General features: G+C 55.7%; 12 protein-coding genes, 1 tRNA gene and 1 pseudogene. All 14 read right to left on the reverse strand.

Going from position 1 to position 15,619, the window contains the following annotated elements:
* On the reverse strand, positions 1-128 hold a 128-nt coding region (locus LWH94_RS17850), incomplete at its 3' end, for a GTP-binding protein (RefSeq protein WP_227716620.1).
* A gap of 35 nt (positions 129-163) precedes the next feature.
* Positions 164-2,269 carry an elongation factor G gene (gene fusA / locus LWH94_RS17855; protein ID WP_232903134.1) on the reverse strand — a complete coding sequence of 702 codons (2,106 nt, stop codon included), beginning with the start codon at positions 2,267-2,269 and terminating at the stop codon, positions 164-166.
* 18 nt (positions 2,270-2,287) lie between these two features.
* A complete protein-coding gene (gene rpsG / locus LWH94_RS17860) occupies positions 2,288-2,758 on the reverse strand; it encodes a 30S ribosomal protein S7 (protein WP_011784243.1) in 471 nt (156 codons plus the stop codon).
* 113 nt (positions 2,759-2,871) lie between these two features.
* On the reverse strand, positions 2,872-3,246 hold the full coding sequence (gene rpsL / locus LWH94_RS17865; protein ID WP_012139854.1) for a 30S ribosomal protein S12: 375 nt from the start codon (positions 3,244-3,246) through the stop codon (positions 2,872-2,874).
* 163 nt (positions 3,247-3,409) lie between these two features.
* Positions 3,410-7,624 (reverse strand): DNA-directed RNA polymerase subunit beta', encoded by a 4,215-nt coding sequence (rpoC, locus tag LWH94_RS17870; RefSeq protein WP_094626083.1) that lies wholly within the window; start codon positions 7,622-7,624, stop codon positions 3,410-3,412.
* A 76-nt stretch (positions 7,625-7,700) separates the two neighbouring features.
* Positions 7,701-11,777 (reverse strand): DNA-directed RNA polymerase subunit beta, encoded by a 4,077-nt coding sequence (gene rpoB, locus LWH94_RS17875; protein ID WP_232903135.1) that lies wholly within the window; start codon positions 11,775-11,777, stop codon positions 7,701-7,703.
* Between the two features lie 242 nt (positions 11,778-12,019).
* Positions 12,020-12,394, reverse strand: coding sequence for a 50S ribosomal protein L7/L12 (gene rplL / locus LWH94_RS17880; RefSeq protein WP_022989310.1), 375 nt, complete (start codon positions 12,392-12,394; stop codon positions 12,020-12,022).
* A gap of 39 nt (positions 12,395-12,433) precedes the next feature.
* Complete coding sequence (rplJ, locus tag LWH94_RS17885) at positions 12,434-12,964, reverse strand: 50S ribosomal protein L10 (RefSeq protein ID WP_036219618.1); 531 nt, start codon at positions 12,962-12,964, stop codon at positions 12,434-12,436.
* A gap of 212 nt (positions 12,965-13,176) precedes the next feature.
* Entirely contained in the window at positions 13,177-13,875 is a 699-nt protein-coding gene (rplA, locus tag LWH94_RS17890; RefSeq protein WP_232903136.1) for a 50S ribosomal protein L1, read from the reverse strand.
* Position 13,876: 1 nt separating this feature from the next.
* A complete protein-coding gene (gene rplK / locus LWH94_RS17895; RefSeq protein WP_022989307.1) occupies positions 13,877-14,308 on the reverse strand; it encodes a 50S ribosomal protein L11 in 432 nt (143 codons plus the stop codon).
* 117 nt (positions 14,309-14,425) lie between these two features.
* The gene (gene nusG, locus LWH94_RS17900) at positions 14,426-14,959 is read right to left on the reverse strand and encodes a transcription termination/antitermination protein NusG (protein WP_011784236.1); all 534 of its coding nucleotides are present in this window, start codon (positions 14,957-14,959) and stop codon (positions 14,426-14,428) included.
* 12 nt (positions 14,960-14,971) lie between these two features.
* Positions 14,972-15,340: a preprotein translocase subunit SecE gene (secE, locus tag LWH94_RS17905; RefSeq protein ID WP_199456882.1), complete on the reverse strand. Its 369-nt coding sequence runs from the start codon at positions 15,338-15,340 to the stop codon at positions 14,972-14,974.
* A gap of 33 nt (positions 15,341-15,373) precedes the next feature.
* Positions 15,374-15,449: transfer RNA gene (locus LWH94_RS17910), tRNA-Trp, on the reverse strand.
* Positions 15,450-15,492: 43 nt separating this feature from the next.
* Positions 15,493-15,619 (reverse strand): annotated as a pseudogene (gene tuf / locus LWH94_RS17915) (elongation factor Tu); the annotation flags it as partial.

The raw sequence follows: 15,619 nt of genomic DNA on the forward strand, positions 1-15,619 counted from the left end.
CCAGTGCCCCATACTTCGTGACATACACGAGTCAGGGCGGCTGTCAGAGTGGTCTTACCATGGTCAACGTGACCAATGGTGCCCACGTTTACGTGCGGCTTGTTACGCTCAAATTTTGCTTTAGACACGGTTACACCTCTTCCTGTTTCTTAAGTCCTGGGGATCAACCCTTTTTAATGATCGCTTCGGCAATGTTCGAAGGAGCTTCCATATAGCGGGAGAACTCCATCGCATAAGACGCCCGACCCTGTGTTGCAGAACGCAGGTCAGTGGCGTAACCGAACATCTCCGACAACGGAACTTCTGCACGGATAGTTTTACCCGCGGGCACATCTTCCATGCCCTGCACGAGGCCGCGACGACGGTTCAGGTCGCCAACTACGTCACCCATGTAATCTTCAGGGGTAACAACCTCTACCTTCATCATCGGCTCGAGAAGCGCAGGGTTGGCCTCGAGTGCGCCCTTCTTCATCGCCATGGAACCAGCGATTTTGAACGCCATCTCGTTGGAGTCAACGTCGTGGTAGGAACCATCGTACAGAGTCGCCTTGATACCCAGCAGCGGATAGCCGGCCAGACAGCCGTTCTGCATCTGCTCCTCGATACCCTGCTGAACCGCCGGGATGTATTCCTTCGGAACCACACCACCAACGATCTCGTTCACGAAGATGAAGTTTTCTGCATCTTCATCATCCAGCGGCAGCGGCTCGATCTTCACTTTGACGTGACCATACTGACCACGACCACCAGACTGACGAACGAACTTGCCTTCAACGTCAACCGGCTTGCGAATGCACTCACGGTAGGCAACCTGCGGCTTACCGATGTTGGCCTCTACCTTGAATTCGCGACGCATACGGTCAACCAGGATGTCCAGGTGCAGCTCGCCCATACCGGAGATGATGGTCTGACCGGTCTCTTCATCGGTGCGAACGCGGAAGGACGGATCTTCCTGGGCCAGCTTGCCCAGAGCAACACCCATCTTCTCCTGGTCTGCCTTCGACTTCGGCTCAACGGCAACAGAGATTACCGGCTCCGGGAATTCCATGCGCTCGAGAACGATCTTGTGATTCTCGTCACACAGGGTGTCACCGGTAGTGACGTTCTTCAGGCCGATCGCTGCAGCGATATCGCCCGCCAGAACTTCTTTAATCTCTTCCCGGTCGTTGGCGTGCATCTGAACCATACGGCCCACACGCTCTTTCTTGCCCTTCACGGAGTTGAAAACGGCATTACCGGATTCCAGCTTACCGGAGTAAACCCGGAAGAACGTCAGAGTACCTACGAACGGGTCGGTAGCGATCTTGAACGCCAGGGCGGCGAACGGAGCATCGTCATCAACCGGACGGGTTTCTTCAGAACCTTCGTCGTCAACCTCACCGCGGATGGCTTTAACTTCATCCGGAGCCGGCAGGAATTCAATAACGGCATCCAGTACCGCCTGAACACCCTTGTTCTTGAACGCAGAACCACAGGTGGCCAGTACGATTTCGTTGGCGATGGTACGAGCACGCAGACCCTGCTTGATCTCTTCGTAGGTCAGCTCTTCGCCTTCGAGGTACTTGTCCATAAACTCTTCGTTGGCTTCAGCGGCAGCTTCGATCATCTGCTCGCGCGCCTTCTCGGCTTCTGCCTGCATGTTCTCAGGGATGTCACGAAGCTCGTAAGTCATACCCTGATCAGCTTCATTCCAGTAGATCGCCTTCATGCGCAGCAGGTCGACGATGCCCTCGAACTCATCTTCAGCACCAATCGGCAGCTGGATGGGCACGGCAGTCGCACCCAAACGCTGGCGAATCTGCTCGACCACGCGCATAAAGTCAGCGCCGGCACGGTCCATCTTGTTGACGAACACCATGCGCGGAACTTCGTACTTGTTGGCCTGACGCCATACAGTCTCGGACTGCGGCTCAACACCTGAGGAGCCACAGAACACAACCACGGCACCATCAAGAACACGCAGAGAACGCTCTACTTCGATAGTGAAGTCAACGTGGCCTGGTGTGTCGATGATGTTGACGCGGTGCTCGGGATACTGCTTGTCCATACCCTGCCAGAAGGTTGTAACAGCGGCAGACGTGATGGTGATACCACGCTCCTGCTCCTGCTCCATCCAGTCTGTTGTGGAAGCGCCGTCATGGGTCTCACCCATTTTGTGACTACGACCGGTGTAGTAAAGAATACGCTCGGTGGTAGTAGTCTTGCCCGCATCCACGTGTGCACAGATACCAATGTTTCTGTAACGTTTGATAGGAGTCTTGCGTGCCACGATATAAACCTCGGCTTGTTAGAAACGGAAGTGAGAGAATGCCTTGTTGGCTTCTGCCATGCGATGCACGTCTTCGCGCTTCTTCACTGCGGCGCCCTTGCTGTCGGCCGCATCAAGAATCTCGCCAGCCAGACGTTGAGCCATGCTCTTCTCGCCGCGCTTCCGTGAGTATTCAACGAGCCAGCGCATGGCCAGCGCGTTCTGACGGGAAGGCCGTACTTCTACCGGCACCTGGTAAGTAGCACCACCCACACGACGGGACTTAACTTCCACCATCGGCTGGATGTTCTCCAGGGCCTTCTCGAACATTTCGATCGGCTCTTCCTTGGATTTTTCGGCAACGATATCGAGCGCGCCATAAACAATGCGCTCTGCAACAGACTTCTTGCCGCTTTCCATCACGTGGTTGATGAACTTGGCAAGGCGTGCACTGCCGAATTTAGGATCGGGAATGATTTCCCGTTTTGCTGCAACTCTTCTTCTAGGCATCGATAAGCCCTTATATCTAAAAAGGTCTTCAGGAACCCCTGAGATAGCAAATGCTACTCAGCCTTACTCTTACCGTTCTTACAAGCAACGATAAAAGATACCCGCTCGGGACATCAGGACTTGGGTCGTTTTGCACCGTACTTGGAGCGGCCCTGCTTACGGTTCTGAACACCCTGGGTGTCCAAAGTACCGCGAACAGTGTGATAGCGCACACCCGGAAGGTCTTTTACTCGACCGCCACGGATCAGCACAACACTGTGCTCCTGAAGGTTGTGACCTTCACCACCAATGTAAGAGGAAACCTCGAAGCCGTTAGTCAGACGAACACGGCACACTTTACGAAGTGCTGAGTTCGGCTTCTTCGGCGTTGTGGTGTACACACGAGTGCACACACCACGGCGCTGAGGACAAGCCTGGAGAGCAGGAACGTCGCTCTTGGCTACCTTGCGCTTACGAGGCTTACGCACCAACTGATTAATCGTTGCCATGTAAGCAAACTCCAAAAACCATACCAATGAAACTTACCCCCTGTGCAGGGGGTAAAATTTAAGGGACGCAAGTGTAAGCCTGCGCCCCGATTCAGTCAAGATGACTGTTCTCTTTTTAACCACCCTCCGGATAGGTATCTACCCGGAGAATGGCGCGCCTCAATCAGCTTTCGCGATTAAGTTCAGCGCTCAGAGCTTCTTCTACGTCGGCTGCAGTAATGCCCTGCTCTTCCAGGTCACGCTTGCGACGACGCTCGCTGTGGTAAGCCAGACCGGTACCAGCCGGAATCAGTCGACCCACTACAACGTTTTCTTTCAGGCCACGCAGGTAATCGCGTTTTCCGGTAACCGCACCCTCGGTAAGAACCCGGGTGGTTTCCTGGAACGAGGCAGCAGAGATAAACGATTCTGTTGCCAGCGATGCTTTGGTGATACCCAGCAGCAGACGCTCGAACCTTGCCGGATCTTTATCTGCAGCCACAGCCTTTTCGTTCTCTTCCAGTACCTGGGTGATTTCCACCTGGTCGCCGGACAGCAACGTAGTGTCGCCCGGATTGGTGATTTCCACCTTGCGCAGCATCTGGCGAACGATAACCTCAATGTGTTTATCGTTGATGACAACACCCTGCAGACGGTAAACGTCCTGAATTTCGTTGGTGATGTACTTCGCCAGTTCTACCACACCCAGCAGGCGCAGGATGTCGTGCGGGTTGGACGGGCCATCGGAGATAACCTCACCCTTCTCAACCGTTTCACCCTCGAACACGTTCAGCTGACGGTGCTTCGGAATCAGAACCTCGTAGGCATCATCGTCTTTCGGTGTAATCACCAGACGCTTCTTGCCCTTGGTTTCCTTACCGAAGGAGACCACACCGCTGATTTCAGCCAGGATGGCAGATTCTTTCGGGCGACGGGCCTCGAACAGGTCGGCAACCCGCGGCAGACCACCGGTAATATCCCGGGTCTTGGAGCTTTCCTGCGGAATACGGGCTACAACGTCACCCAGCTCCACATTCGCGCCATTGGCCATGGTCACCAGTGCGTTCGCCGGCAGGAAGAAGATTGCGGCGCCACCACCCGGCAGCTCCACTTCCTCACCTGCGTCGTCAATCAGCTGGATAGCCGGACGAATGTCCTTACCAGCAGCCGGACGCTCTTTCGGGTCAATCACTTCCATGGTGGACAGACCGGTCAGCTCGTCAGCCTGGGTGCGGACAGTAATGCCCTCTTCCATATTGACGAACTTGGCGGTGCCCTTCGCTTCCGCGATGATCGGGTGAGTGTGCGGATCCCACTTGGCAACCACGACACCGGCTTCAACCAGGTCGCCGTTCTTCACGGACAGCACAGCACCATACGGCAACTTGTACCACTCGCGCTCACGACCCTGCTCATCGGCGATCGCCAATGCAGAGGAACGGGACACCACAACCAGAGAACCGTCGGTCTTCTCGATGGATTTCAGGTTATGCAGGCGTACGGTGCCACCATGCTTGACCTGGATATTATCCACTGCAGACGCCCGGCTTGCGGCACCACCGATGTGGAACGTACGCATGGTCAGCTGGGTACCCGGCTCACCGATGGACTGAGCAGCAATAACACCGACTGCCTCGCCCACGTTTACGCGATGGCCACGGGCCAGGTCGCGGCCGTAACACTTGGAACAGATACCGTGACGGGTATCACAGGTGATCGCAGAGCGCACCCAGATTTCGTCAACACCGGCACGCTCAACCATCTCGACGGTTTTCTCGTCCAGCAGTGTACCGGCAGGAACAACGGCGTTGTCCTTGTCAGTCGGGGTGAACACGTCACGGGCGGTAACACGACCCAGAACACGATCGCCCAGAGGCACAACCACGTCGCCACCTTCGATGTGCGGCGTCATCAGCAGGCCTTCGTCGGTACCACAGTCCTCTTCGGTAACCACGAGGTCTTGGGATACGTCTACCAGACGACGAGTCAGGTAACCGGAGTTCGCGGTCTTCAGAGCGGTATCCGCCAGACCCTTACGAGCACCGTGGGTGGAGATAAAGTACTGGAGTACGTTCAGACCTTCACGGAAGTTTGCGGTGATCGGCGTTTCGATGATGGAACCATCCGGCTTGGCCATCAGACCACGCATACCGGACAGCTGACGAATCTGGGCCGCGGAACCCCGCGCACCGGAATCGGCCATCATGTAAACGGAGTTGAAAGACTCCTGCATCAGGTCTTCGCCGTCTTCGCCCTTCACCGGCTGGCCATCGGGGCCAATAACCTGCTCTTTGGACAGACGCTCCATCATCGCCTTGGACACTTTGTCGTTAGCGCGGGACCAGATGTCGATAACCTTGTTGTACTTCTCGCCCTGGGTCAGCAGACCGGACGCGTACTGGTTCTCGATGTCTTTTACTTCTTCAGAAGCCGCGTCAACCAGCTCGTACTTCTCCGGAGGAATCTCGAAGTCGTTGAAACCGATAGAGATACCGGAACGGGTTGCGTAGTGGTAACCCATGTACATCAGCTGGTCGGCAAAGATAACGGTGTCCTTCAGACCAGCATCCCGGTAACAGGTGTTGATCAGGTTGGAAATCGCTTTCTTCACCATCGGCTTGTTCACGATCTCGAACGGCAGGCCGTCGGGAACGATATCAAACAACAGTGCACGACCGACCGTGGTGTCAACCAGGCGGTAGGCTTCGGAGCGGCTGCCATCTTCGGCGATGGCCACTTCCTTAACGCGCACTTTCACCTTGGCCTGAAGGTCTACCTTGCCGGCACCGTAGGCGCGGTGTGCTTCCTTGATGTCGGCAAACACCATGCCTTCACCCTGGGCTGCGTGGCGCTCACGGGTCATGTAGTACAGACCCAATACCACGTCCTGGGACGGTACGATGATCGGCTCGCCGTTGGCCGGCGACAGCACGTTGTTGGTAGACATCATCAGCGCACGGGCTTCGAGCTGGGCTTCCAGGGTCAGCGGTACGTGTACCGCCATCTGGTCACCGTCGAAGTCGGCGTTGTAGGCCGCACACACCAGCGGGTGCAGCTGGATAGCCTTACCTTCAATCAGTACCGGCTCGAACGCCTGGATACCCAGACGGTGCAGGGTCGGCGCCCGGTTCAGCATGATCGGGTGCTCGCGGATAACTTCGTCGAGGATATCCCATACCACGCCTTCTTCGCGCTCAACCATCTTCTTGGCGGCCTTGATGGTGGTCGCCAGGCCACGGTGCTCAAGCTTGGAGAAAATGAACGGCTTGAACAGCTCCAGGGCCATCTTCTTGGGCAGACCGCACTGGTGCAGGCGCAGGTACGGACCCACTACGATGACCGAACGGCCAGAGTAGTCCACACGCTTACCCAGCAGGTTCTGACGGAAGCGGCCTTGCTTACCCTTGATCATGTCAGCCAGGGACTTCAGCGGGCGCTTGTTGGTGCCGGTGATGGCACGGCCACGACGACCGTTATCCAGCAGGGCATCTACAGCTTCCTGGAGCATCCGCTTCTCGTTACGCACGATGATGTCAGGAGCATTCAGCTCCAGCAGGCGCTTGAGACGGTTGTTCCGGTTGATTACCCGACGGTACAGATCGTTCAGGTCGGAGGTGGCAAAACGGCCACCGTCCAGCGGAACCAGCGGGCGCAGATCCGGCGGCAGAACCGGCAACACGGTCATTACCATATCGCCCGGCTTGTTGCCGGAGTACAGGAACGCCTCAAGAATCTTCAGACGCTTGCTGAATTTCTTGATCTTGGTTTCGGAATTGGTCTGCGGGATTTCTTCACGCAGGCCGTCAACTTCTGCCTGCAGGTCGATATCTTCCAGCAGTTCCTTGATGGCTTCAGCACCCATACGGGCGTCGAATTCATCACCGAACTCTTCCAGGGCTTCGTAGTACTGCTCGTCGTTCAGCAGCTGGCCCTTCTCCAGGGTGGTCATACCCGGATCGATAACAATAAAGCTCTCGAAGTACAGAACCCGCTCGATATCGCGCAGGGTCATGTCCAGCATCAGGCCGATGCGGGACGGCAGAGACTTCAGGAACCAGATGTGGGCAACCGGGCTGGCCAGCTCGATATGACCCATGCGCTCACGGCGAACGCTGGCCAGTGCAACTTCAACGCCACACTTTTCGCAGATAACACCGCGGTGCTTCAGGCGCTTGTACTTGCCGCACAGGCATTCGTAGTCCTTGATCGGGCCGAAGATCTTGGCACAGAAAAGACCGTCACGCTCCGGCTTGAAGGTACGGTAGTTAATGGTCTCAGGCTTTTTTACTTCGCCAAAAGACCAGGAACGAATCATGTCAGGCGACGCAAGACCAATACGGATCGCGTCGAATTCCTTGCTCTGATTCTGGCTCTTGAGAAGATTCAGCAAATCTTTCATCAGTTAAAGCTCCGGATGGCGTTAATCTCGGGCGGGCACACGGGGTGCCCGCTCACGCTGCCAAAAACAATTCGGCTCACTCGGATTCCAGCTCGATGTCGATACCCAACGAGCGGATTTCCTTGACAAGAACGTTGAAGGATTCGGGCATGCCCGGCTCCATGCGATGATCGCCATCGACAATGTTCTTGTACATCTTGGTCCGGCCGTTAACGTCGTCAGACTTAACAGTGAGCATTTCCTGCAGGGTGTAGGCGGCACCGTATGCCTCCAGAGCCCAAACTTCCATCTCACCGAAGCGCTGACCACCGAACTGAGCCTTACCACCCAGCGGCTGCTGGGTAACCAGGCTGTAAGAGCCGGTAGAACGAGCGTGCATCTTGTCGTCGATCAAGTGGTTCAGCTTGAGCATGTACATGTAGCCCACAGTCACCGGACGGTCAAACGCGTCGCCGGTACGGCCATCGTACAGTTTGGTCTGACCACTGGTATCCAGGTCTGCCAGGGCCAGCATGTGCTTGACCTCAGCTTCCTTGGCACCGTCGAAGACCGGTGTTGCCATGGGAACACCACCGCGCAGGTTGTTACACAGCTCCAGGATTTCCTGATCGGACAGGCTATCCAGGTCAACCTTGAACACCTCGTCGGAGTGGTTGTAGATCTCGTCCAGCAGCTTGCGCAACTCGAGGATCTTGCGCTGCTCGTCCAGCATGCGGCTGATCTTTTCACCCAGACCCTTGGCGGCTGCGCCCAGGTGGGTTTCCAGAACCTGACCAACGTTCATCCGCGACGGAACACCCAGCGGGTTCAGTACGATGTCCACGGTGGTGCCGTGCTCGTCGTAAGGCATATCCTCGATCGGCATAACCGCAGAGATAACACCCTTGTTACCGTGACGACCCGCCATCTTGTCACCCGGCTGGATGCGACGCTTGATCGCCAGGTACACCTTGACGATTTTCAGAACGCCCGGAGCCAGGTCATCGCCTTGCTGCAGCTTGCCCTTCTTGTCGTCGAAGCGCGCTTCGTGCTCTTTCTTGCGCTCTTCCAGACCCTGCTCGGATTTCTCCAGCAGCTCGTTCAGGGCTTCGTCCTTCATGCGCAGCTTGAACCAGTCCGGACGCGGCAGTTCGGCCAGGTAGGCTTCATCCAGCTTCGCGCCTTTCTTCAGGCCCGGGCCGCTGATCACTTCCTGGCCTTTCAGGGCAACCATCAGACGCTCGTAAGTGGCACCTTCAACGATACGGTACTCGTCCTTCAGGTCCTTACGGTACTTGTCGAGCTGCTCTTTCTCGATGGACTGCGCACGGGCATCTTTCTCGATACCGTCACGGGTAAACACCTGCACATCGATAACGGTGCCGCGGGTACCGGTCGGAACGCGCTGGGAAGTGTCTTTTACGTCAGACGCCTTCTCACCGAAGATGGCACGCAGCAGCTTCTCTTCCGGTGTCAGCTGGGTTTCGCCTTTCGGAGTCACCTTGCCCACCAGAATGTCGCCGGGGCCTACTTCTGCACCGATGTAAACAATACCGGACTCGTCCAGCTTGGACAGCGCGCTTTCACCCACGTTCGGAATATCCGCAGTGATTTCTTCGCTACCCAGCTTGGTGTCACGGGCCACACAGGTCAGTTCCTGGATGTGGATCGTGGTCAGACGGTCTTCCTGAACCACCTTTTCGGAGATCAGGATGGAATCCTCGAAGTTGTAACCGTTCCAGGGCATGAACGCGATGCGCATGTTCTGGCCCAGCGCCAGCTCACCCAAATCCACAGACGGACCATCCGCCAGAACGTCACCACGGGCAATCACATCACCCTGACGCACGATGGAACGCTGGTTGATACAGGTGTTCTGGTTAGAGCGGGTGTACTTGGTGAGGTTGTAGATATCCACACCTGCATCACCGGCTTCGGTTTCTTCGTTGTTTACACGAACCACGATACGGGCGGCGTCAACGCTTTCGATCACACCACCACGACGGGCTGTTACACAGACACCGGAATCCTGGGCTACGGTGCGCTCTACACCGGTTCCTACCAGCGGAACCTGTGATTTCAGCGTCGGAACCGCCTGGCGCTGCATGTTCGCACCCATCAGGGCCCGGTTAGCATCGTCGTGCTCCAGGAACGGAATCAGGGACGCCGCTACCGACACAACCTGGCGCGGGGAAACGTCCATGAAGTTAACCGCTTCCGGCGGAGCCACGGTAAATTCGTTCTGGTGACGAACGGTTACCAGCTCGTCAGTCAGGCGCTTGCCTTCGTCAGTCGCGGCGCTGGCCTGGGCGATAACGTAGTTGCTCTCTTCGATTGCGGAGAGGTAAACCACTTCGTCCGTTACCACACCCTCTACTACCTTCCGGTACGGGCTTTCGAGGAAGCCGTAGGAGTTGGAACGGGCGTAGGTAGCCAGCGAGTTGATCAGACCGATGTTCGGACCTTCCGGAGTCTCGATCGGGCACACACGGCCGTAATGGGTCGGGTGTACGTCCCGCACCTCAAAGCCTGCACGCTCACGGGTCAGACCACCCGGGCCCAAGGCAGAGATACGACGCTTGTGCGTGACTTCGGACAACGGGTTGTTCTGGTCCATAAACTGGGACAACTGGCTGGAACCGAAGAATTCCTTAACCGCTGCAGCAACCGGCTTGGCGTTGATCAGGTCCTGCGGCATCAGGCCTTCGCTTTCAGCAAGGCTCAGACGCTCGCGAACCGCACGCTCTACCCGCACCAGGCCTACACGGAACTGGTTCTCGGCCATCTCGCCAACGCAACGTACGCGACGGTTACCCAGGTTATCGATGTCATCCACCTGGCCCTGGCCGTTACGGATGGCGATCAGGGTCTTGAGGACATCAATGATGTCTTCGTGGGTCAGAATGCCTTCGCCTGTGCTCTCTTCACGGCCCAGACGACGGTTCAGCTTCATCCGGCCAACCGCAGACAGGTCATACCGCTCTTCAGAGAAGAACAGGTTGTTGAACAAGGTTTCCGCAGAGTCCTTGGTGGGCGGCTCGCCCGGGCGCATCATGCGGTAGATTTCAACCAACGCTTCCAGCGGGGTGCGGGTCGGGTCGATACGCAGGGTATCGGACATGAACGGACCGCAATCCAGGTCGTTGGTGTACAGGGTCTCAATGTCTTTAACACCGGCATCGAGGATCTTGGTAACCACTTCCTCGGTCAGTTCGGTGTTGCACTCCACCAGCACTTCGCCGGTCGACTGATCGATCATGTCCTTGGCCAGAACACGACCGTAGAGATATTCGGTTGGTACTTCCAGCTCGGTAATGCCGGCTTTTTCCAGCTGCTTGATATGGCGAGCCGTGATACGACGACCTTCTTCGGCAATTACGTTGCCGTCCTGGTCCTTGATATCAAACGTCGCAATATCACCACGCAGGCGGCTTGGCACCAGCTCGAGCTTGCACACTTCTTCGCCCAGCGAGAACTTACTGGTTTCGAAGAACATCTCCAGCATCTGCTCGGAGGTGTAATTCAGCGCGCGCAGCAGAATAGACGCAGGCAGCTTACGACGACGGTCGATACGAACGAACACGGAGTCCTTCGGATCGAATTCGAAGTCGAGCCATGAGCCACGGTAAGGAATCACCCGGGCTGAATACAGCAGCTTGCCGGATGAGTGGGTCTTGCCCTTGTCGTGATCAAAGAACACACCAGGTGAACGGTGGAGCTGGGAAACAATTACACGCTCGGTACCGTTTACAACGAAGGTACCGTTCTCGGTCATCAGGGGCATCTCGCCCATGTAGACCTCTTGTTCCTTGATGTCCTTGATCGCCTTGTTGGACGATTCCTTGTCATAAATGATCAAGCGGACTTTCACCCGCAGCGGCGCGGCGTAAGTTACGCCCCTGAGCTGACATTCCTTGACGTCGAACACCGGCTCGCCGATTCGATAGCTCACATACTCGAGCGCGGCGTTGCCAGAGTAACTGACAATCGGGAATACGGATTTGAATGCTGCGTGAAGACCGGTTTCCCGGCGGTCTTCAGGAGCGGCTTCCATTTGCAGGAAGTCCCGGAACGAATCCAGCTGAATAGACAGCAAATAGGGGACGTCCATCACGGAAGGCAATTTACTAAAGTCTTTGCGAATCCGCTTTTTCTCAGTGTAGGAGTAAGTCATCTGCATTCCCCAGCTTTAGACCTGATACCTGGTATCAAGAAGCAATCAAATGTTCTGCTTCGGGGCCGAATTGCTCGGCTTATCGCGCCGTCTTGAACAAGACTCTGGCTGTAGGTTATAGATCTGACATCAACCTGCAATTGCACACCAGACTCTATAGCATATACAACAGAAAAAGGCCGGTGGCACGAAGCCACCAGCCCGTCCATGCTTAATGCACGGTGTCGATCAACAGCCGACTCTTACTTAAGCTCAACAGAAGCGCCTGCTTCCTCAAGCTTCTTCTTGGCCTCTTCAGCCTCGTCCTTGCTAGCGCCTTCCTTAACAGTAGAAGGAGCGCCGTCAACCATTTCCTTGGCTTCTTTCAGGCCCAGACCAGTCAGTTCACGAACGGCCTTGATAACGTTTACTTTCTTCTCGCCAGGACCGGTCAGAACTACGTCGAACTCGGTCTGCTCTTCAGCGGCTTCGCCACCAGCAGCGGCAGCCGGAGCGGCAGCAACAGCGGCAGCAGCAGAAACGTTAAACTTCTCTTCCATAGCTTCAACGAGCTCAACAACTTCCATTACGCTCATTTCAGCAATTGCATTCAAAATATCGTCTTTAGACAGAGCCATGACTTTCTCCGAAAATGTAAAAAATGGTGTTCAACAGAATCAAGCAGCTTCTTGCTTCTGGTCGCGGACTGCAGCTACTACACGTGTGATTCTGCCCGGAATATCGTTCAGAGTACGTGCAAGCTTGGTAACTGGTGCCTGTGTAACAATGGCCAGCTTGGTCAACGCTTCGTGCAGCGTCGGCAGCGTAGCTAGGCGATCGATCTGTTCTGCGCCCATCAGCTCACCGCCGACAGCCAGACCCTTGATCTCGAACGCCTCTTTCTCTTTGGCAAAATCCTTCAGCAGGCGCGCAGCGGCACCCGGATCTTCCATAGAGAAAGCCAGAATGGTCGGACCAACCAGCGCGGGATCGATGCATTCGAACTCGGTACCTTTGATAGCAATCTTCGCCAGGTTGTTACGAACAACCTTCAGGCGAACATTCTCGGCACGAGCCTTGGCACGAAGCGCAGTCATGTCACCAGAGGTGACACCACGGTAGTCAGCCAAAACCACAGACAGAGCAGCTCCAGCAGTCTCGTTGACTTCAGCGACGATCGCCTTCTTGTCTTCGAGTCTAATTGCCACTGGATTTCTCCTCGATTTCGCCAGCTTTATGCCGGCAAACCCATCATTGTCCTCAAAGAGGACGCCTAACGGTGTTTGGGTTCAGAGAGAACGTCTTCACACCGTCTGCGCAGGCGTTGCTTTAACCCTTGCGGCCCTTGTTGCCAAGGGCCTCGGGGGCCTGCGGTCTTTGACAGCCTTGGCTTCCGCCCAGACTACAAAGTAACTACCGATCAGAGGCTCAGAGTGCCCTGATCAATAGTCAGGCCAGGACCCATCGTAGAAGAGATGGTGATCTTTTTCAGATACACACCCTTGGACGATGCAGGCTTGGCCTTTTTCAGGTCTGCAACCAGAGCTTCAAGGTTTTCCTTGATGTTCTGGGCAGAGAATTCAACGTTACCCAGCGGAGCGTGGATAATGCCGTTTTTGTCAGTACGGTAGCGAACCTGACCGGCCTTGGCGTTCTTCACTGCAGTTTCAACGTCTGCAGTTACAGTGCCAACCTTCGGGTTCGGCATCAGGCCGCGGGGACCGAGGATCTGGCCCAGCTGACCAACAACACGCATGGCATCGGGAGTCGCGATAACCACGTCAAAATCCATGTTGCCTTTCTTCACTTCGTCAGCCAGGTCGTCCATGCCGACAATGTCTCCACCAGCGGCAGTGGCTTTCTCGGCATTGGCGCCCTGGGTGAATACTGCAACACGTACGGTTTTACCGGTACCGTGAGGCAGAACGGTGCTGCTACGTACAACCTGGTCGGATTTACGTGCATCAACACCCAGGTTTACGGCTACGTCTACAGACTCTTTGAACTTGACGTTCTGACCCAGTTCAGACAGCAGCGCAACCGCTTCGTCTACAGTGTAGGCGCGGGTGGAGTCTACTTTTTCACGAATCAGCTTCTGACGCTTGCTCAGCTTAGCCATCTTACAGACCCTCCACGTTCAGGCCCATGCTGCGGGCAGTACCAGCGATGGTGCGAACGGCTGCGTCCATATCGGCAGCAGTCATGTCCGGCTCTTTGGTCTTGGCGATTTCTTCCAGCTGAGCGCGGGTAACAGTGCCCACTTTCTCAGTGTTCGGACGGCCAGAACCGCTCTTGATACCAGCTGCTTTCTTAAGCAGAACCGGCGCAGGCGGAGTCTTGGTGACGAACGTGAAGCTGCGGTCGCTGTATACAGTGATAACAGTCGGAATCGGCAGACCAGGTTCCATGCCCTGAGTCTTGGCGTTGAACGCCTTACAGAATTCCATGATGTTAACACCACGCTGACCCAGTGCAGGACCAACTGGGGGACTCGGGTTGGCCTGGCCGGCAGCAACCTGAAGCTTGATATAGGCTTCAATCTTCTTTGCCATGATAGCTCTCCTGTGGGTTCGAACGCCTTTCGGCTCCCCGTTAATAACAACTGCAAATAGCAGACACAAAAAGCCCGCGTCGCTTCAGCGCGCGAGCTTTCAGGCTTGAAGGATGCCTCAGTCTTTCTCGACCTGACCAAACTCCAGCTCTACCGGAGTAGATCGACCGAAGATCAGAACAGCAACCTTGACTCGACTCTTCTCGTAGTCGACTTCTTCAACTACGCCATTGAAGTCTGCAAACGGACCTTCAACAACGCGAACAATTTCGCCCGGCTCGAACAGGGTTTTGGGCTTCGGCTTGTCTGCACCACTTTCTACACGACGCAGGATTGCTTCTGCTTCGCGCTCGGTGATCGGAGCCGGCTTGTCTTTGGTACCACCAATGAAACCAAGAACCCGCGGAGTATTCTTGACAAGATGCCACGAAGCATCGTCCATTTCCATCTGGACCAATACGTACCCGGGATAGAACTTGCGCTCACTCTTGCGCTTTTTCCCGTCACGCATTTCAACGACTTCCTCGGTCGGAACCAGGATCTCGCCGAATTTGTCTTCCATTCCTTCGAGCGCAACACGCTCTTTCAGAGTGCGCATTACGTGCTTTTCGAAGCCAGAATACGCATGAACGACGTACCAGCGCTTAGCCATTGCCCACTCCTGTTAACCGATAAAGCCGGCGACCAGCCAACTGATCAGTGAATCCATACCCCACAAGATCAGCGCCACAACCAGAACAAACACCACAACGATAATTGTGGTCTGAACCAGTTCAGGCCTGGTGGGCCATACCACTTTCCGGATCTCGACACGCGCTTCTTTCAACAGGGTCGCAAAACGGCGACCACGGTCAGTTTGCAGCGCCACAAAGGCAGCAACCAGACCAAGCGCAACCAGAGCCAGAACCCGATACAACACAGACTCTGCACTGAAATACTGATTACCGACGACACCGACGGCAATCAGAACGAAAACAACCAGCCATTTCACGCTATCGAAACGGCTGGTCGATTGAACGGCTTTTGACTCCATAGGAATCAGCTTATGTATCCGGATGTTAAAAAATGGCAGGCCAGGAGGGAATCGAACCCCCAACCTGCGGTTTTGGAGACCGCTGCTCTGCCAATTGAGCTACTGGCCTGCACCGAAACAACTCAGTGCAACAACAAAGAGTAACCCGAAGGTTACTCGATGATCTTGGATACCACGCCGGCACCAACGGTACGGCCGCCTTCACGAATCGCGAAGCGCAGACCATCTTCCATGGCGATCGGAGCGATCAGGGTAACAGTCATTTTCACGTTGTCACCC

This window comes from Marinobacter sp. G11 (assembly GCF_021282325.1).
Taxonomy (GTDB): Bacteria; Pseudomonadota; Gammaproteobacteria; order Pseudomonadales; family Oleiphilaceae; genus Marinobacter; species Marinobacter vinifirmus.

Coding starts and splice junctions, on each gene's coding strand:
- rpsG (WP_011784243.1), bottom strand. CDS start 2,758: ATGCCTAGAAGAAGAGTTGCAGCAAAACGGGAAATCATTCCCGATCCT.
- rpsL (WP_012139854.1), bottom strand. CDS start 3,246: ATGGCAACGATTAATCAGTTGGTGCGTAAGCCTCGTAAGCGCAAGGTA.
- rpoC (WP_094626083.1), bottom strand. CDS start 7,624: ATGAAAGATTTGCTGAATCTTCTCAAGAGCCAGAATCAGAGCAAGGAA.
- rpoB (WP_232903135.1), bottom strand. CDS start 11,777: ATGACTTACTCCTACACTGAGAAAAAGCGGATTCGCAAAGACTTTAGT.
- rplL (WP_022989310.1), bottom strand. CDS start 12,394: ATGGCTCTGTCTAAAGACGATATTTTGAATGCAATTGCTGAAATGAGC.
- rplA (WP_232903136.1), bottom strand. CDS start 13,875: ATGGCTAAGCTGAGCAAGCGTCAGAAGCTGATTCGTGAAAAAGTAGAC.
- rplK (WP_022989307.1), bottom strand. CDS start 14,308: ATGGCAAAGAAGATTGAAGCCTATATCAAGCTTCAGGTTGCTGCCGGC.
- nusG (WP_011784236.1), bottom strand. CDS start 14,959: ATGGCTAAGCGCTGGTACGTCGTTCATGCGTATTCTGGCTTCGAAAAG.
- secE (WP_199456882.1), bottom strand. CDS start 15,340: ATGGAGTCAAAAGCCGTTCAATCGACCAGCCGTTTCGATAGCGTGAAA.